The sequence below is a fragment of the Ruegeria sp. CE6 genome, from assembly GCF_056537485.1.
The window spans coordinates 1,715,958-1,733,938 of the sequence record NZ_JBQFRR010000001.1 but is presented as its reverse complement, the minus strand read 5'-3'; the positions used below and the strand labels follow the sequence as shown (position 1 = coordinate 1,733,938).

Genomic DNA, 17,981 nt, shown 5'->3' with positions numbered 1-17,981 from the left:
CTTGGCGCAACCCAGCGCAGGAGCCTCATATGACCACCACCCAATTCGGAAAAGGCTGCCATCTGCATCTGATTGATGGATCAGCCTTTATCTTCCGCGCCTATCACGCTTTACCGCCGTTGACGCGGAAATCGGATGGGCTACCAATTGGGGCCGTGTCGGGCTTTTGCAACATGCTGCAGAAATATGTCGAAGGGAACGCCGGGCCGGATGCGCCGACCCATGTTGCGGTGATCTTCGACAAGGGCTCGCATACGTTCCGTAATGACCTGTATGATCTCTACAAGGCCAACCGTGAAGCGATGCCCGAGGATTTGCGCCCGCAAATGCCGCTGACTCGCGAAGCCACCAAGGCGTTCAACATCGCCTGCAAAGAACTTGAAGGCTATGAAGCCGACGACATCATCGCGACCCTCGCCGTTCAGGCGCGTGAGGCCGGTGGGCGGGTGACCATCGTCAGTTCTGACAAAGACCTGATGCAGCTTGTGGGCGGCGGTGTCGAGATGCTGGATGCGATGAAGAACAAGCGGATCGATCGCGATGGGGTGGTTGAGAAGTTCGGCGTCGGGCCCGAGCGGGTTGTCGATGTGCAGGCTTTGGCCGGGGATTCGGTGGATAACGTACCGGGCGCTCCGGGCATTGGTGTGAAGACGGCGGCGCTGTTGATCAATGAATATGGCGATCTGGAAACCCTGCTGGATCGCGCTGAAGAGATCAAACAGCCCAAGCGCCGCCAGACTCTGATCGAAAAGCGCGACCAGATCGAGCTTTCGAAGAAACTTGTGCAATTGGATGAAAACACACCGTTGGATTTCACTCTGGATGACCTTGAGGTGAAGGATCCCGATGCTGAGACTTTGATGAAGTTTCTAGCAGAGATGGAATTTCGGACGCTCACCAAACGCATTGCTGACAAGCTGGGCGTTGAGTCCCCCGTCATCCCCGAGATATCCACGCCTGAGGCGGAGTCACAGGCCGAAGACGTCCCATTTGATGCATCGAAATACGAATGCGTGCGCGATGCTGCGGCATTGCAGAAAAGGATCGATCAGGCATACGAGCGCGGCTGGGTTGCGGTGGATACCGAGACCACTGGCCTGAATGAGATGATCGCCGATTTGGTCGGGATTTCGCTATGTGTCGAGGCGGGTGAGGCTTGTTACATCCCGTTGACTCACCGTGAAAGCGCGACCGATGATCTGTTCGGATCGGATGCGCTGGCCGATGGACAGATGCCGCTGGATGAGGCTCTAAACTTGCTGAAACCGATGTTTGAGGATCCGTCGATCCTGAAGATCGGACAGAACATGAAATACGATGCCAAGATCTTTAATCGATATGGCGTCGACGTTGCCCCCATCGACGACACGATGCTGATGTCCTACGCCATGCATGGCGGTGAGCATGGGCATGGCATGGATACGCTATCTGAACGCTATCTGAGCCATACGCCGATTCCCATCAAACCTCTGCTTGGCTCGGGCAAGTCTGCAATCACTTTCGACAAGGTGCCGATTGACGAGGCCACGGCCTACGCTGCCGAGGATGCGGACATCACCCTTCGCCTGTGGAAATTGTTCAAGCCGCAGTTGCATCAGGTGCAGGTGACGACGGTGTATGAAACACTTGAACGTCCATTGGTGCCGGTCCTCAAAGAAATGGAGATGCATGGCATCAAGGTCGATCGCGATGTTCTCAGCCGAATGTCAAATGCATTTGCGCAGAAAATGGCCGGATTAGAGGCTGAAATCCACGAATTGGCGGGTGAGAACTTTAACGTCGGTTCGCCAGCACAACTGGGTGAAATCCTGTTCGACAAAATGGGGCTTGAGGGCGGCAAGAAGGGCAAGACCGGTAAGTACTCGACCGGAGCGGACATTCTTGAGGACCTTGCAACGGAACATGAACTGCCGCGCCGGGTGCTGGACTGGCGGCAACTCTCCAAGCTGAAATCGACCTATACGGACGCGCTGCAGACCCATATCAATCCTGATACGGGCCGGGTGCATACGTCATATTCGATTACGGGGGCGAATACGGGCCGTTTGGCCTCGACCGATCCGAACCTGCAAAACATTCCGGTGCGGACTGAGGAAGGTCGGCGCATACGTGAGGCGTTCATTGCCGAGCCGGGCAATGTGCTGGTCAGCCTTGATTACAGCCAGATTGAGCTACGGATTCTGGCCCATATCGCCGATATTCCGACCCTGAAACAGGCGTTTGCGGATGGTTTGGACATTCACGCAATGACGGCGTCCGAGATGTTTGATGTACCGTTGGACGAGATGACGCCGGATATCCGTCGTCAGGCCAAGGCGATCAACTTTGGTGTGATCTACGGCATTTCGGGCTTTGGGCTGGCGCGCAATCTGCGCATTCCCCGGGCGGATGCGCAGGGTTTCATCGATCGCTATTTCGAACGTTTCCCCGGCATCCGGCGCTATATGGACGACACGATCGCGTTTGCCAAAGAGAATGGCTATGTCCAGACCCTGTTCGGCCGGAAAATCCATACACCCGAGATCAATGCCAAGGGGCCGCATGCCGGGTTCTCGCGTCGTGCTGCGATCAATGCTCCGATCCAAGGGACGGCAGCAGATGTGATCCGGCGCGCGATGGTGAGGATGCCGGATGCGATCAACGGCTTGCCCGCCAAGATGCTGTTGCAGGTGCATGACGAGTTGCTGTTCGAAGTGGCTGAAGAGGCTGTGGATCAAACCATTTCGGTCGCGCGCGCGGTGATGGAAGGGGCAGCAGATCCGGCAGTGAAGCTGGATATTAAGCTGGTCGCGGATGCCGGACAAGGCGCGAACTGGGCCGAGGCCCATTAGGGGCGGCGCTGCTCATCAAGCCCTGCGGGCCCTCTTTGCAGCGGGTCAGGCTTCTGGCCTGACCAGGCGGGCGATCAGGCGTTTTACGAAAGGGCCCAGCGTCAGGATGACGGTAAAGGCGATAGGCCAGCAAAAGGCCCAAGAGGCCATCCAGTCTCCGAGTGTTGAAGGGCTGAAGCCGATAGCTTTGAGCGTGGCTATGCCGGTGACGACGCAGGACATCAGGCCGGACATGATCAAGGCGAACAGGGCATTGGCATAGCGGGCAGATATCATGCGAGGCATCCTTGGCGTGTCGATGCCCTCAATTGCGCCATTTCAGTCTGAAAATCCAGCGTTCATGCAGGGTTTAATACTGTAGCCAAGCCAGTGAGTCCTCAGTCCGCCGAGTTGAGGAGTTGTATTCGGCGCTGACCCAGCCGCTGTAATCCGACTGGTCCATCGCAGCAAACAACGCGGCAAAGTCCATTGTACCCAGCCCGGGTTCCGAGCGATCCGGCGCAGCCCCGATCTGTGCATGGACAATACGGGGCTGAAAACGGTGCCAAATCGCCAGCGCGTCGCCGTGGATCATCTGCGCATGAAAACTGTCATATTGTAGGCCGACATTTGCGCGGTCGACGCGGTCCAGCACTTCGGCGGCCAGATCATAATTGTTCAGGAAGTAACCGGGTTGCGATACGGGGTTGAGCGGTTCGATTGTAAACCGCTGTGCCGGCGCAAGATCTGCCGCCCATTTCAGGTTCTCGACAAAACAACGCAGGGCCTCGGGGCCGGAAGCGTATCCGGCCATAACGTGAATCATCTCTGGCCGCAGCACATCCGCGTAGCGCAGAACGCGCCGGATATCGGACTTAAACCTGTCAGAGCTGCCGGGCATGGCGGCGTAACCCGGTTCACCGCCGGTATAATTCGGGGGCGGGGCGTTGATCAGCACCAGATCAAGCCCGCTGGACAGCAGCGCGCGGCGGGTCTCTTTGGCCGCGAGGTCGTAGGGGAAGAGAATTTCAACAGCCGTAAACCCGGCCTGCGCGGCGGCTTGAAACCGGTCGAGATAGGGCAGTTCTGCAAACAGCAGTGAAAGATTGGCGGCAAATCTGGGCATCGGGCATCCGGTGTCGAACTTTGCAGAGCCTAGCGATCACGACGGCCACGTGAAAGAGACTGAAAACGACAGATTGTCGAAAATCGGCCAGATAAAGGCTTTCGAATCAGGGACCATCAGGCTCGAGCGGTATCCCGTTGCGAGGGCCGCGCCAACAATAAGGTCTGATCACGATGGCCATGAGCCCTGAACCCGCGCGCGGGACCGCTATAGCTGTATCTGACGGTCGACAGACCGCGTTCACCGGAAATACGCTGGCGGTGGCTTCGATGCTGACGTGGGCGGCGGGTTTCCCGGCGGCTGAGATCCTATTGCAAAGCTGGCCACCTATCGCCCTGTTCGCAGCACGGATGTCTCTTGCGGTGTTGGTCATGGTACCAATCTGGCTGATTCTGGACGGACCGGCTCAGGTATTGCGCGCCCGTTGGGGCCATGCCCTCATGGTCGGCGGTTTGGGGCTAGGGTCGGGGATGTTCCTGATCCTTGTGGCGCAGAAGCTGACCGACCCAGTTACCGTTGCCATTATCGCCTCGTGTGCGCCTTTGATTGCTACGATCATGGAGCTTGTGGCGGGAACGCGGCGATTGCGCTGGAGCTTTGCGCTGGGATTGGTGATTTCAATCATTGGCGGCCTGATTGCCACCAGCGCGGTGGCACCGGCACAATTAGGACTGGGCGCGATGTGCGCAGTGGTGTCTACCGCGCTGTTCTGTTGGGCCAGCATGGCCACTGCGCGCGACTTCCCCGAGCTTAGCCAGTTGGGCCGTAGCACCATTACATTGGTCGGAGGATTGTCGACCGCAGCCATTCTAGTACCGTTAGCCGGATTGCTGGGGCTAGAGGTCATGCCTACACGCCCCGTAGATGTGGCGCAGATGGGTATGTTGGTGTTCTACGCACTGTTCTCACTGGGCCTGAGCCAATTTTTCTTCATAGCATCAGTGGGAAAACTGGGGGTCGCCCTGGCGTCATTCCACATCAATATCGCGCCATTTTATGTGATGGTGATCATGATGGCGCTGGGCGAGGACTGGAACTGGACCCGCGCGCTGGGCGCGTCGCTGGTGGCGCTTGCGGTCGTGCTGGCGCAGGACCGCAAACCGCGACCGGTTCAATCCTCTAGCACATCAGATGCGATCAGTGGGAAAAACTGGCCGTCCGACCAGACACCAAACCAACCGTCGTGATGTCTGGCGATCTCGACCAACCGGTAAAAGCTCTTGCGATCAATGCGCGCCTCAAGATTCGCGCGCACCAATATGTAGGGTGAGGGCTCATCAGTTTCCGTATTTAGGACAATGCGGATCGGGTGATCGGGCCCGGCGATGGCTGTATCGCCCACTTGCGTCGTAAAAGTCAGACGTTGGGCTTCGCCTTGTCCCTCATGCTCAAAATCAACGGCAACAAACGGCGCATCCTCGACGGTGATTCCCACCTTTTCAGCGGGAGTGACGAGAAAGTACCTACCCTCTTCTTTCTTAAGAATTGAGGAAAATAGCTTAACAAGCTCGACCCTGTTGATCGGTGACCCTAGATAACTCCAAGTGCCATCTTTGGCGATCCGAATGTCCAGATCGCCACAAAACGGAGGATTCCATAGGTGAACGGGCGGCAAACCCCGCGTTTTGGCCGCTTTGACCGAAGCCGCCAGACCGTCAGGTGAAGGGGTCACGGGTTTTTGTCCGCTCATTGCTTTTGCCATTTCCTCTCAGCGCGATACACTTCAATCATAACAGTCCACGGAAGGGAACCTCATGTCCGAACCTGCCGACCTCGTGTCCGAGATCGAAGCGCTGGAAAACAAGCTGCAAGAGGCCAAATCCTCGATCACCCGCCGCTTTATCGGGCAGGAGAAGGTCGTGGACCTGACCCTGACCGCGCTTTTGTGCGGCGGTCACGCGCTGCTGATCGGTCTGCCGGGGCTGGGCAAGACGCGGTTGGTCGAGACGCTTTCGACCGTGATGGGCCTGCATGGCAACCGCATCCAGTTCACGCCGGACCTGATGCCTGCTGATATTCTGGGCTCGGAAGTGCTGGATACTGCCGAAGATGGCAGCCGCCATTTCCGGTTCATCTCCGGCCCGATTTTCTGTGAGTTGCTGATGGCGGATGAGATCAACCGTGCCAGTCCCCGGACCCAATCGGCGCTGTTGCAGGCGATGCAAGAGCGTACGGTGACAGTCGCGGGCGAAGACCGCGAATTGGGCGTACCGTTCCATGTGCTGGCAACGCAGAACCCGATTGAGCAGGAAGGGACCTATCCATTGCCCGAAGCTCAACTGGACCGGTTTCTAGTGCAGGTCGACGTGGAATATCCGGATCGCCAGACCGAGCGAGATATTCTGCTGGCTACCACGGGGGTCGAGGAAGCCGAGGCGCATCAGATTTTCACCAAAGAGGAATTGCTGGCCGCACAGGTTCTGTTGCGCCGGATGCCTGTAGGAGAGTCGGTTGTCGAACTGATCCTCGATCTGGTCCGCGCCTTCCGCCCGGATGAGGCAGGTGTGTCAGAGCGAGTGAAGGAAACTGTTGCCTGGGGTCCCGGACCGCGCGCTGCGCAGGCTCTGATGATGACCGTGCGCGCAAATGCGATGCTGGAAGGCCGTTTGGCCCCCAATGCCGAGGATGTTCTGACCATGGCCCGTCCGGTTCTCAGCCACCGTATGGCGTTGAACTTCGCGGCGCGGGCACGTGGTGACAGCCTCTCTGACCTGATTGAGTCCACCGCTACTGGGCTGGTCCGAACAGAGGCCGCGGCGTGAGCGCCGCCCAGACCCTTCGCGAACGCTCCGAGGTCGAAGCGTCCCGGTTGCCGCCGTTATTGGCGCGTGCCGAGCATCTGGCCGGAACCGTGTTATTGGGCGATCACGGGCGGAGACGCTCGGGTCTGGGGGATGATTTCTGGCAGTACCGCCCTGCGCAGATTGGCGACAGTCGCCGGTTGATCGACCATCGCCGTTCGGCCCGTGGTGATCAGCAGTTTGTACGTGAGCGCGAATGGCAGATTGCACAGTCGATCATGCTTTGGGTCGATCAGGGCGCGTCGATGCGGTTTGCTTCGGACAAGAACTTGCCGACCAAGGCCGATCGTGCGCGCCTGCTGGGGCTGTCGACCGCTATCTTGCTTGTGCGTGGCGGCGAGCGCGTTGGTCTGACTGGCACGACGCTGCCCCCGCGCAGGGGGAATGCTCAGATCATTCGGCTGGCCCAAGCCTGGTCTGAAGATGCGCAAACCGATTACGCGCCACCCGAACACCGCGCCATGATCCCGCATGCGCGTGCGGTGTTTATCTCGGATTTTCTTGGGCCGCTGGACGAGGTCGAGCTGGCCCTTACCAAAGCCGCTGACCGGGGCGTGCGCGGCGTGTTGCTGCAGGTTCTGGACCCCAGCGAGGAGTCCTTTCCCTATTCGGGACGTACCATTTTTGAAAGTGTTGGTGGCACCGCTCGACATGAAACCTTGAAGGCCGCAGACCTGCGTGATCGTTATCTGGATCGCCTTGCGCAGCGTAAGGACGCGCTGACGCAGCTTTGTCGTGCGACCGGATGGCAGATGGGGCTCCATCACACCGGTGACATTGCTCAATCGGCTCTGTTGTGGCTTTATCGCGCCTTAGATGGGGGTGCGCAATGACGGTTCTTGCAGGCATCGGCTTTACCGCGCCATGGGTGCTGCTGGGCCTTTTGACCCTGCCGATCCTGTGGCTGATCCTGCGCGCTGTTCCGCCTGCGCCGATCCGCCGACTGTTCCCTGCGGTTACCTTGTTGCTGGGCCTTAAGGATGATGAAAGCGTTTCGGACCGTACACCATGGTGGTTGCTGCTACTGCGGATGCTGGCAGCCGCAGCGATCATCATCGGGCTGGCAGGGCCGGTGTTGAACCCCTCACGCGATGAGACCGGATCCGGGCCGCTTCTGCTGGTGCTGGATGCAAGCTGGGGGGGCGCGACACGTTGGTCCTCGACACTTGATCAGATTGATGCGCAATTGACGGAAGCCGGGCGGGCGGGTCGTCCTGTGTCGATCTTGCGTCTGACTGAGCCTGAGGCACCTGTGTTTCAGGCCGCCGAGGCGTGGCGTGGGCGTCTGCCGGGCCTTACACCGATGCCGTGGCAACCAACCCAAGCGCAGATTGACCAAACTCTGATCGCGTTGGGACAGGTTGAAGGTGGCTTCGACACCCATTGGTTCAGCGACCGTCTGTCCTATGTCGGCCATGATCGTTTGACTTCTGCCCTTCAGGCGCGTGGGGACGTGATTGTCTACCAATCCACTGCACCCGTTACCGCGATCTTGCCCGCCACCTATCAGGACGGCGCAATCCGACTCAGCGTACAGCGCGCTAATCCAGGACCAGAGGAAAGAGTCACCGTTCTGGCGCAAGGGCGCGACCCGGCAGGAGCAATGCGGGTGCTGCAATCGACCAATCTTGAGTTCGAAAACGGCTCAACGCAGGCGGAAATTGATCTTGCGCTTCCATCGGAACTGCGCGCACGCATTACACGGTTCGAGATTCAAGGCCAGCGCTCTGCCGGTGCCATTACACTGACAGATGACAGCCTGCGTCGGCGCGAAGTGGCATTGATCGCAGGTACCCTGAACCGCGAAGGGTTAGAGTTACTGTCGCCGCTTCACTACCTGACACAGGTACTGATTCCGACCGCTGATTTTGTCGAAGGCGGCCTGGCCGAGGTTCTCCCCGCGAACCCGGATGTGATCGTATTGGCGGATGTGGCCAAGCTGTCCGAGTCGGAACAGGCTGAAGTCGTCGAATGGGTTGAACAGGGCGGCCTGCTGCTGCGCTTTGCCGGCCCACGCATGGCCGCCAGCGATCTGGGGCGCGATACTGAGGATGCACTGTTGCCGGTTCGACTTCGTAGCGGTGGCCGCTCGGTCGGCGGCGCCATGAGCTGGGGTGAAGCGAAGGGGCTTGCTCCGTTCACTGAAAACTCGCCGTTCTATGGGTTGGAGATTCCTGCGGACGTCTCTGTGACCACTCAGGTCATGGCACAACCAGATCCTAATTTGGCGGACCGGGTCATTGCATCACTGTCGGATGGCACACCATTGGTGACCCGAAAACCGCTGGGGCTGGGGCAGGTGGTTCTGTTCCATGTCACGGCTGATGCGGAATGGTCCAGCCTTCCGCTGTCCGGGCTGTTTGTCGAAATGCTCGACCGGCTTGCCGTTGCCTCTGCTGCCAAATCGCGTCAAGAGGCTCAGATGCAGGGCACCGTATGGGAGCCGATTCAAATAATGGATGGCTTCGGTGTTTTGACTGACGCAGGAACGCTGCCCGGTGTCGATGGAGTCGAACTGGTTTCTGGGCAAATCGGGCCGGACCTGCGCCCGGGGCTTTATGAAAACGGCAAGCAGAAACTGGCGCGGAATGTTCTTGCCGAGGATGCTGTACTATCCCCGGTGATCTGGCCGTCTGACGTCCCAATCCGGGGTCAGGAGATCAGCAATGAGACTCCGTTGGAAGGGCTGTTGCTTGGCCTTGCACTGTTGTTGCTGACAATCGATGTGATTGCGTCTTTGGCGTTGTCGGGGCGCTTGGCCAAGGCAACCCCTGTTGCATTTGCGCTTGCTGCCCTGTTCCTTGCCCCTGAGGTGCGGGCACAGACCCCTGAAGACACCGATTTTGCATTGAACGCGACGCATGAGCTTGTGCTGGCGCATGTACTTACCGGGAATGCTCAGGTCGACGATATCGCGCTGGCCGGGCTGCGCGGGTTGGTGCAGACGCTGCATTTTCGCACTTCGGTCGAACCCGCCGATCCGATTGGCATCGACCTTGAACGTGATGAGCTTGCATTCTTTCCGCTGCTCTATTGGCCTGTTACTCCGGACCAGCCACAGCCCTCGGTTGAAGCCTATGCAAAGCTGAACGCCTATCTGCGTTCGGGCGGGATGATTTTATTTGATACGCGCGACGCCGATATCGCCGGTTTCGGGGCGTCCAGCCCCAATGGGCGCAAGCTGCAACAACTGGCCGCCCCGTTGAATATCCCCTCATTAGAGCCTGTCCCGCGTGATCATGTCCTGACCCGCGCCTTTTATCTGCTGCAGGATTTCCCCGGACGATATTCTGGCACCGAGGTCTGGGTCGAGGCCGCGCCACCCGATGCCGAGCAGATCGAAGGAATGCCCTTCCGAAACCTCAACGATAACGTGACCCCGGTGGTGATCGGCGGTAATGACTGGGCCGGGGCCTGGGCGGTGGATCGCAACGGTCAGTCCCTATTGCCCGTGGGTCGCGGTTATGCCGGAGAACGACAGCGCGAGTTGGCCAATCGGTTTGGGGTTAATCTGGTAATGCATGTGCTGACCGGGAATTACAAATCCGATCAGGTTCACGTGCCCGCGCTTTTAGACAGGTTGGGACAATGACCGGAACCGTCATCTTTGACCCGCTAATCCCGTTGCCGTTTCTGGCAGCCGTGGCATTGATTGCCATGTCAGGTGTGGTTCTGGCGCTTTGGCGCGGTCTGTCGGGCTGGGCCCTGCGCGGCTTGGCGGCCCTGGTCATCCTCGGGGCGCTTAGCGGTCCTGTTTATCAGGTCGAAGATCGCGCGCCGCTTACCGACATCGTGTTGATGATCGAAGATGAAAGCGCCAGTCAAACCCTATCGGATCGTGCCGAACAGACTGCTCAGGCTGCCAACGACCTCGTGACCGAGATCGAAGCGCGAGACAATACCGAGCTGCGCCGCATCCAGGTTGGTGACGGCGATGGTGACGAGGGCACGCAGGTCATGGCTGCGCTGAACGCGGCACTGGCCGAAGAACCCCGTGCGCGGATTGCGGGCATTATCGTGGTGTCAGACGGCATCGTTCATGATGCAGACCTGGCACCCGACCTGCCTGCTCCAATGCATCTGTTACAGACTGGGCGCGAAGGCGATTGGGATCGGCGCCTGATCGTGCGTAACGCCCCAGCCTTCGCCATTATCGGTGAACCCGTGACCCTGACCCTGCGCGTCGAAGACACTGGGGCTGCGCCTGCCGGAGTTGCAAACGCTCCGCTTGAGATTTCCGTCGATGGAGGTGAACCCGAGCAGTTCACCATTCCAATCGGTCTGGACGTCGAGCTCCCGATCACGCTGCCGCATGGTGGTCGGAACGTCATCCAGTTCACGGTCCCGCAGGCCGAGGGCGAACTGACCGACCGCAACAACACGGCTCTGATCCAGATGAACGGTGTGCGGGATCGCCTGCGTGTTCTGCTGGTATCGGGCGAGCCGCATCCGGGCGGGCGTACTTGGCGCAACCTGCTGAAATCTGACAGCTCGGTTGATTTGGTCCATTTTACCATCCTCCGGCCGCCGGAAAAACAGGATGGCGTACCGGTGGATGAGCTCTCACTGATTGCCTTCCCAACGCGAGAGTTGTTTCTGGAGAAGATCAATGATTTCGACCTGATCATCTTTGACCGCTACAAACGGCGCGGCATCCTGCCTGCGATCTATCTGGATAATGTTGGCGACTATATCGTCAATGGTGGCGCGGTGCTGGTCGCTGCTGGCCCTGATTTTGCCACGGCGGACAGCCTGTACCGATCCCCTCTTGGGCCGGTCCTGCCCGCAAAACCCAGTGCGCGGGTTTACGAGGAACGGTACGTGCCCATGGTCACCGATCTGGGCCAGCGTCATCCGGTTACTGCTGATCTGGGCGATGCTGAGACTTGGGGTGCTTGGCTGCGCCAGATCGATGTCAGCCAGCTATCCGGCAATATGCTCATGACCGGCGTGGATGATCGTCCGTTGCTGCTGTTGGATCGCGTGGGTGAAGGCCGTGTAGCGCTGATGGCATCAGACCACGCCTGGCTATGGAGCCGCGGCTTTGAGGGCGGTGGCCCGCAGTTGGAACTACTCCGCAGGCTGGCGCATTGGATGATGAAAGAACCCGAGCTTGAGGAAGAGGCGCTGTGGGCCGAAGCGAACGGCCAGTCCATGCGCATTATCCGTCAAACGCTGGAGGATGAGGTTGGCCCAGTCACCGTCACCCTCCCCAACGGCGACACCTTGGAGATTACGCTAAACGAAGTCTCGCCCGGTCGGTTCGAGGCGCAGTACTTCGGCCCTGAAATTGGCCTGTACCGTCTGGAAGAGGGTGCGCATTCCGCCGTGATCGGTCTTGGTCCTGCTGCACCAAAGGAATTCGAGCGCACGATCGCGACCGATGAGATTCTAAGCCCCGTTCTGGCCAGCCTGCGCGGAGGAACGATCCGGTTGGAAGAGGGTCTGCCCTCAATCCGGAATGTCCGTGCGGGCCGGCCGGCAGCAGGTCGGGGCTGGATCGGTCTGACCCCGCGCGACGCCTATGAAACCCGCGATGTTACACAGGCCGGGTTGCTTCCACCCTGGCTGGTGCTGTTGCTGGCCGGTGGGTTCCTCTTGGCCGGTTGGTTGCGTGAGGGACGTCGCTAACGCTGCTTAAGCACTTTTTCATGCTCTACCGCGATGCTCTGAGCAGATTATCGCGGGAAAACTTTACATGAGTCTTGCTGAGAAACTGGCGCAGGAACGGCGCGCACGACTGGCGGCCGAGCGGTTGTTGCATCTGAAACAGGCCGAGTTGTCTGCTGCCAACCGCAAATTGGGACGTCATGCTATCGCATTGACACGTCAGATCGATGAGACTCAGGCCGAGGTTGCGACGGTTCGCGATGAAAACGAAAAGGTCAAATCCGATCTGACCGTAGCCAATGCCAAGATCGAAGTGGCTGAACGCCGCCTGTGGCACTCGATCCAGACCATCCCTGACGGGTTTGCCTTTTTCGACGGCAACAACACACTGATCGGTGCCAACGCCGCTTACCTAAGCGTTTTCGATGGGCTGGAAGAGGTCGCGCCGGGGATCAGCTACACGCGTATTCTCGAAGTTCTGACCCATGAAGGGATCGTGGACATCGGCGCGGAAAATATCGCGGACTGGCAGGCGCGCATGCTTGCACGCTGGGTGCAACCGCACCCCGAACCCGAGGTGATCCAGTTGTGGAACGGCCAGTATATCCGGCTGATTGATCAGCGGGGCCACGGCGGTGACGTGCTGAGCCTTGCGTTGAACATCACAGCCTCGGTCCGGCATGAGGCCGAGCTGAACGCCGCGCGTGAACGGGCCGAGGCCGCAAACCGCGCCAAATCCGCCTTTCTGGCCAATATGAGTCATGAGATTCGCACGCCGATGAACGGGATCGTCGGCATGACCGAACTGCTGACCGAAACCCCGATGAACGAAGAACAAAGGCTCTATGTAAGCACAATTCGCAATTCGGGCGAGGCTTTGCTGGTCATCATCAACGATGTTCTCGACTATTCCAAGATCGAGGCCGACAAGTTGACGCTGCACCCCGAACAGTTCGATTTGGAGCGCTGTATCCTTGAGGTCGCGATGCTGTTGCAACCCAGCGTACGCGACAAGGGCCTGACCTTGCTAGTGGACTATGACCTGTTCCTGCCGACGCTTTTTGTGGGTGATCCGGGGCGGATTCGGCAGATTCTGACCAACCTTGTCGGCAATGCAGTGAAGTTTACCGCGCAGGGCCATGTCCTTATCCGGGTGACCGGTGTTCCTGACGCGACAACTGAAACCTGCGACATCCACGTGGCCATCGAGGATACGGGTATCGGAATCAAAGCCGACAAGGTCCCGCACATCTTTGGTGAATTCAATCAGGTTGAGGATGCTCAGAACCGCCAATTCGAAGGCACGGGTTTGGGGCTGGCAATCACCAAGCGGCTGATCTCGATGATGGGCGGTGCCGTCTGGGTCGAAAGTGACGCGGGCAAAGGATCTTGCTTTGGTTTCCGTATCACACTGCCCACGGCTGAGGGTCCGCAGCCCGTTCCGCCTGATCTGGCGGGGCAGTTGGGCCGGGTTCTGGTGGTCGAGGATATGGCCGTCAACCGCGCCATTTTGACCAAGCAACTGAGCCGCCTTGGGTCTCAGGCGCTCACATGTTCAACAGGGGCTGAAGCGCTTTCTGCAATGGACAAAACTATTGATCTGGTGCTGTGCGATCACGATCTGCCGGACATGGACGGTCTGGAACTCGCCACAACACTGCGCGACAAAGGATGGGGTGATCTGCCAATTGTGGTGATGTCGGCCAATCCGGGTGTGATTCATGCCGACCCGGCCCATCGCCTGATTGACGGCGTGTTGCAAAAGCCCATTCCTCGCGCCGAGCTGTATTCACGGCTGATGGCGCTGGGTGCTCCTGTATTCAAGTCGGATCGCAGTGACGATCGCGTCGCTGATCCCGAGACTCATGCGCGAGTTCCGCAGAATCAGAGGCTGATGCGGGTTCTGGCAGCCGAGGACAATCGAACCAATCAACTGATCCTGCAAAAGATGACCAAAGCTCTGAATATCGATTTGAAATTCGTCTCCAATGGGTTGGAAGCGATCGAAACCTTCGCCAGTTTCGACCCGGACCTGATTTTCATGGATATCTCGATGCCCAAGATGGATGGGAAAGAGGCGACGGGTGAAATCCGGCGGCGCGAGATCGGAACGGATCGACATGTTCCCATAGTGGCCCTGACGGCCCATGCCATGACAGGGGATGATCAGGGCATACTGGCAGCCGGGCTTGATCATTACATGACCAAACCGTTGCACAAGAAACTGATCCACAAGATGATACTGGAACATCGTCCAGCCGATGCCCAATTGGTCGGTGCAGAAGGTGAAAGTACGGAATAGGATCGATTTATGTCAGATGAGCGCGGTTTTCGCCCCCGGGGATTGGGTGAGATTGCAATTCGCTGCGCCGATATGGCGGCAATGGTGTATTTCTATGAGAAGGTGATCGGGTTGCAGCGATTGCAAGGCGACCATAACAGCGCCATCACCTTTTTTCGGATTGCCGAAGGGTTTGGTGGACATACACAGGTGCTGGCCCTGTTTCACCAGTCTGTTGGCTCTGAGCGTGGATCGGGCCAGACTGGCGCGGCAGTGCCAGTAACAGGGGGCGCCTCGGCCCTGCACCATATCGCGCTGTCGCTGCCCTTTGTCGAACAAGATGCTGTCATGCGCTGGTACGACCAGATCGACCAGCCTTATCGGGTCGAGCATTTTGGCTGGATCGGCTGGCGCGGTATCTTCACCCAAGACCCCGAAGGGAACACCGTTGAGCTTGTAGCCTACGACTCTTCACTGCTCGATCAGGCCTGATAGGGGCGAACAAACACAGGTTTGTAGTCGTCAGACAGATCTGCCCTGTATTCATAACCACCGCTGTCGAAATCCAACAGGCCAATGGGATCGGTCAGGCGGTGCTGGATGATGTAGCGTGCCATCGCACCGCGCGCTTTCTTGGCGAAGAAGCTGACGATCTTGGGGGTGCCGCCCTTGTCCTCCATGAAGACCGGGGTCACAACGGGCAGCTTCAGTGCCTTCAGGTCGACCGCGCCGAAGTATTCCTGACTGGCGCAGTTCACCAGAACCTTGCTGTCAGTTTCGGCGGCCTGCGCGTTCAGCACCTTGCTTAGCTGATCGCGCCAATATTCGTACAGGTTTTTTCCGCGTCTGGTTTTCAGTTTACTACCCATCTCAAGCCGGTAGGCCTGTATGGCATCCAGCGGGCGCAATACGCCATAAAGCCCGGACAGAATGCGCAGGTGATCCTGTGCCCAGGCCATTTCGTCGGCATCCAGCGATGCGGCTTCAAGCCCTTGATAGGTATCGCCCGCAAACGCCAGTGCGGCAGGGCGCGTCGTCTCCGCATCGGGCGCGTCCGAGAACATACGATACCGGTCGCGGTTCAGGCGGGCCAGATCATCGCTCAGGTCCATCAGTTTTTTCAGATCGCCCAATGTCAGATTGCGTGCTGTCTTCGACAAGCGGATCGCGTCATCCTGAAAATCGGGTTGTGTCACTTCGACGTTTCGTTCAGCCCAATCCAGCCGCTTGGCCGGGGAAATCACTACCAGCATATCCGTCCTCGTTTCTCGCCTGCTCAGGCGTATCTAGCCCGCCTGTTGCAGCACGTCCAGAAACGCCGCGCCAAACCTTTCGTGACGACGGTCACCCAGAACCTGCTCCATCGCTCGTGGATCATCCGGGTGCAGTTGCGCCACTTTCGCCAGTTGCGAGGCCGTACAGCTTAGCGGTTTGTCGATCCCGTCGGGGCCACGCGACAATTGCGATTGAACCTCAAGCAACTGATCGTAAATGTCGCCCTGATTGCGGCCGGCAAGCTTGCGCCGCGCCGGGTGCAATTCTTCTACCGCGCCGGTCAGCACCTCAAGGAAAGTGGAACCATAGCGCTCCAGTTTCTTTGACCCAATACCGCTGATCCGCGCCATGTCGTCCAGATTTGCAGGTCGGGTTTCTGCCATCTCAATTAGGGTGCGATCAGGAAAAATAACATAAGCCGGGACCCGAGCGGCCTCGGCCAGTGCGCGCCGCTTGGCCTTGAGCGCCGAGAGCAGCGGCGCGTCTTCCTCGGACACCATCGCTTTGACAGCGGGTCGTCGGGTGGCTTTGCGGATGGTATCCTTGCGCAGATCGATCAACGCCTCACCTTTCAGGATGGGTTTGGCGGTTTCTGTCATACGCAGCGCGCCGTGGCGTTCAGGGTCGGGGCGCACCAAATCATGGCCCATCATCTGCCTGAAGATCGCTTGCCATTGCGTGCGCGACCAGTCCTTGCCGATGCCGTAGGTGGACAGATTGTCGTGTCGCCGTGCGCGAATTTTATCGGTCTCGTTGGCAAGCAGAATGTCGATCAGATGACCTGCGCCGAACCATTCCTCGGTGCGTAGCATGGCGGACAGAGCCATGCGGACGGGCGTTGTGCCGTCGAAGACTTCGGGCGGGTTGTCGCAGAGATCGCACTTGCCGCAGGGTTCAGCCTGTTCCCCAAAATACCCCAGCAAGGTCTGGCGGCGGCATTTCAGTGCTTCGGCCAATCCCAGCAGCGCGTTAAGACGCGCATGATCCGCCATGCGCCGTTCAGGTGGGGCCAGTCCTTCGTCGATCTGTGAGCGTCGTAGTCGGATATCGTCAGGCCCGAACAGGGTCAGGGTCTCGGCTGGTCCACCATCGCGTCCGGCGCGACCGATTTCTTGATAATAGGCCTCGATCGATTTCGGCAAATCCGCATGGGCGACCCAGCGGATGTCCGGCTTGTCGATACCCATGCCAAAGGCGACCGTAGCGACGACAATCAGCCCGTCCTCGCGCGCAAAGCGAGCTTCCACGATGCGGCGATCCTCGGCCTCCATCCCGCCGTGATAGTGGCAGGCCGTGTGACCTTCGGCGCGCAGGGCTTGCGCCAGCACCTCGGTCTTGTTGCGGGTCCCGCAATAGACGATGCCGGATTGGGTTTTACGCGCGGCAGCGAAATCGAGGATCTGTTTGCGCGGTCCATCCTTGGCGGCAAAAGCCAGATGGATATTGGGCCTGTCGAACCCCCGCAGGAACTTGCGCGGCTCAACACCGTCGAACAGTTTTTCGACGATCTCGTCCTGCGTTTCCGCATCCGCTGTCGCGGTGAACGCGGCGAGGGGAACATTCAAAGCGCGCCGCAGCTTTCCGATCCGCAGATAATCAGGGCGGAAATCGTGGCCCCATTGGCTGACACAATGGGCCTCATCCACCGCGATCAGATTGACGTTGATCCTGCGCAGCATCCCCAGCGCCGACCCGGCGGCCAGACGCTCGGGCGCCATATACAGAAGCTTGAGCCGCCCAGCCTCTAATGCGTCCCACACCGCATCAGTTTCTTCGGGGGTGTTGCCCGAGGTGAGCGCGCCCGCCTCGACACCGGCTTCCTGCAGCCCACGCACCTGATCGCGCATCAAGGCGATCAGCGGAGAGATCACAACAGTCACGCCGTCTCGCAGCAACGCAGGTAATTGGAAACATAAGGACTTGCCCCCACCAGTGGGCATGATCGCCAGCACGTTTTCACCTGCGGTCACGGCGTCGACGATCTCTTCCTGACCGGGGCGGAAGTCGTCGAATCCGAAAACGTCTCGCAACAAGGGTGCGGAGTCGAACATGCGACGGAGGGTCCTGTTTTATGGTTT

13 protein-coding genes are annotated in these 17,981 nt (G+C 58.9%); 8 read left to right on the top strand and 5 right to left on the bottom strand.

What is annotated here, in order from left to right; translation table 11 throughout:
* The first annotated feature begins 29 nt into the window (after window positions 1-29).
* Window positions 30-2,831 (top strand): DNA polymerase I, encoded by a 2,802-nt coding sequence (polA, locus tag ACR0DK_RS08310; protein WP_480735644.1) that lies wholly within the window; start codon window positions 30-32, stop codon window positions 2,829-2,831.
* 45 nt (window positions 2,832-2,876) lie between these two features.
* Here polA and ACR0DK_RS08305 read toward each other — a convergent pair whose 3' ends face one another.
* Both ACR0DK_RS08305 and ACR0DK_RS08300 read right to left on the bottom strand, forming a co-directional pair.
* Window positions 2,877-3,107 carry a DUF2798 domain-containing protein gene (locus ACR0DK_RS08305; RefSeq protein WP_170408576.1) on the bottom strand — a complete coding sequence of 77 codons (231 nt, stop codon included), beginning with the start codon at window positions 3,105-3,107 and terminating at the stop codon, window positions 2,877-2,879.
* 73 nt (window positions 3,108-3,180) lie between these two features.
* Window positions 3,181-3,936: a hydroxypyruvate isomerase family protein gene (locus ACR0DK_RS08300; protein ID WP_480735641.1), complete on the bottom strand. Its 756-nt coding sequence runs from the start codon at window positions 3,934-3,936 to the stop codon at window positions 3,181-3,183.
* Window positions 3,937-4,115: 179 nt separating this feature from the next.
* On the opposite strand from ACR0DK_RS08300, the gene ACR0DK_RS08295 reads away from it, so the two are divergent.
* Entirely contained in the window at window positions 4,116-5,123 is a 1,008-nt protein-coding gene (locus ACR0DK_RS08295; protein WP_255611966.1) for a DMT family transporter, read from the top strand.
* On the opposite strand, the gene ACR0DK_RS08290 is transcribed toward ACR0DK_RS08295, so the two are convergent.
* Window positions 5,048-5,626 (bottom strand): DUF1285 domain-containing protein, encoded by a 579-nt coding sequence (locus tag ACR0DK_RS08290; protein WP_255611964.1) that lies wholly within the window; start codon window positions 5,624-5,626, stop codon window positions 5,048-5,050. The genes ACR0DK_RS08295 and ACR0DK_RS08290 overlap by 76 nt on opposite strands.
* Window positions 5,627-5,690: 64 nt before the next feature.
* Here ACR0DK_RS08290 and ACR0DK_RS08285 point away from each other — a divergent pair, with 64 nt between their 5' ends.
* The 6 genes from ACR0DK_RS08285 (at window position 5,691) to ACR0DK_RS08260 (ending at window position 15,120) form a co-directional block, all read left to right on the top strand.
* Window positions 5,691-6,698 carry an AAA family ATPase gene (locus tag ACR0DK_RS08285; protein WP_170394959.1) on the top strand — a complete coding sequence of 336 codons (1,008 nt, stop codon included), beginning with the start codon at window positions 5,691-5,693 and terminating at the stop codon, window positions 6,696-6,698.
* Window positions 6,695-7,570, top strand: a complete 876-nt coding sequence (locus ACR0DK_RS08280) for a DUF58 domain-containing protein (protein ID WP_480735638.1) — start codon at window positions 6,695-6,697, stop codon at window positions 7,568-7,570. Before ACR0DK_RS08285 ends, ACR0DK_RS08280 begins: the two co-directional genes overlap by 4 nt.
* Window positions 7,567-10,329, top strand: coding sequence for a DUF4159 domain-containing protein (locus ACR0DK_RS08275; RefSeq protein WP_223117238.1), 2,763 nt, complete (start codon window positions 7,567-7,569; stop codon window positions 10,327-10,329). Before ACR0DK_RS08280 ends, ACR0DK_RS08275 begins: the two co-directional genes overlap by 4 nt.
* The gene (locus ACR0DK_RS08270) at window positions 10,326-12,368 is read left to right on the top strand and encodes a hypothetical protein (protein WP_480735635.1); all 2,043 of its coding nucleotides are present in this window, start codon (window positions 10,326-10,328) and stop codon (window positions 12,366-12,368) included. The genes ACR0DK_RS08275 and ACR0DK_RS08270 overlap by 4 nt, the downstream gene beginning before the upstream one ends.
* Window positions 12,369-12,435: 67 nt before the next feature.
* On the top strand, window positions 12,436-14,649 hold the full coding sequence (locus ACR0DK_RS08265) for a response regulator (RefSeq protein ID WP_480735633.1): 2,214 nt from the start codon (window positions 12,436-12,438) through the stop codon (window positions 14,647-14,649).
* 9 nt (window positions 14,650-14,658) lie between these two features.
* On the top strand, window positions 14,659-15,120 hold the full coding sequence (locus ACR0DK_RS08260) for a VOC family protein (RefSeq protein WP_170394950.1): 462 nt from the start codon (window positions 14,659-14,661) through the stop codon (window positions 15,118-15,120).
* On the opposite strand, the gene yaaA is transcribed toward ACR0DK_RS08260, so the two are convergent.
* Complete coding sequence (gene yaaA, locus ACR0DK_RS08255; protein WP_170426033.1) at window positions 15,111-15,881, bottom strand: peroxide stress protein YaaA; 771 nt, start codon at window positions 15,879-15,881, stop codon at window positions 15,111-15,113. The two genes, ACR0DK_RS08260 and yaaA, sit on opposite strands and share 10 nt — an antisense overlap.
* Before the next feature lie 33 nt (window positions 15,882-15,914).
* Window positions 15,915-17,954, bottom strand: a complete 2,040-nt coding sequence (gene recQ / locus ACR0DK_RS08250; protein ID WP_480735630.1) for a DNA helicase RecQ — start codon at window positions 17,952-17,954, stop codon at window positions 15,915-15,917.
* Window positions 17,955-17,981 lie beyond the last annotated feature (27 nt).

What these genes read in the sequence shown, in the direction of transcription:
- polA (WP_480735644.1), top strand. Translation starts at nt 30, where the DNA reads ATGACCACCACCCAATTCGGAAAAGGCTGCCATCTGCATCTGATTGAT.
- ACR0DK_RS08305 (WP_170408576.1), bottom strand. Translation starts at nt 3,107, where the DNA reads ATGATATCTGCCCGCTATGCCAATGCCCTGTTCGCCTTGATCATGTCC.
- ACR0DK_RS08300 (WP_480735641.1), bottom strand. Translation starts at nt 3,936, where the DNA reads ATGCCCAGATTTGCCGCCAATCTTTCACTGCTGTTTGCAGAACTGCCC.
- ACR0DK_RS08295 (WP_255611966.1), top strand. Translation starts at nt 4,116, where the DNA reads ATGAGCCCTGAACCCGCGCGCGGGACCGCTATAGCTGTATCTGACGGT.
- ACR0DK_RS08290 (WP_255611964.1), bottom strand. Translation starts at nt 5,626, where the DNA reads ATGAGCGGACAAAAACCCGTGACCCCTTCACCTGACGGTCTGGCGGCT.
- ACR0DK_RS08285 (WP_170394959.1), top strand. Translation starts at nt 5,691, where the DNA reads ATGTCCGAACCTGCCGACCTCGTGTCCGAGATCGAAGCGCTGGAAAAC.
- ACR0DK_RS08275 (WP_223117238.1), top strand. Translation starts at nt 7,567, where the DNA reads ATGACGGTTCTTGCAGGCATCGGCTTTACCGCGCCATGGGTGCTGCTG.
- ACR0DK_RS08270 (WP_480735635.1), top strand. Translation starts at nt 10,326, where the DNA reads ATGACCGGAACCGTCATCTTTGACCCGCTAATCCCGTTGCCGTTTCTG.
- ACR0DK_RS08265 (WP_480735633.1), top strand. Translation starts at nt 12,436, where the DNA reads ATGAGTCTTGCTGAGAAACTGGCGCAGGAACGGCGCGCACGACTGGCG.
- ACR0DK_RS08260 (WP_170394950.1), top strand. Translation starts at nt 14,659, where the DNA reads ATGTCAGATGAGCGCGGTTTTCGCCCCCGGGGATTGGGTGAGATTGCA.
- yaaA (WP_170426033.1), bottom strand. Translation starts at nt 15,881, where the DNA reads ATGCTGGTAGTGATTTCCCCGGCCAAGCGGCTGGATTGGGCTGAACGA.
- recQ (WP_480735630.1), bottom strand. Translation starts at nt 17,954, where the DNA reads ATGTTCGACTCCGCACCCTTGTTGCGAGACGTTTTCGGATTCGACGAC.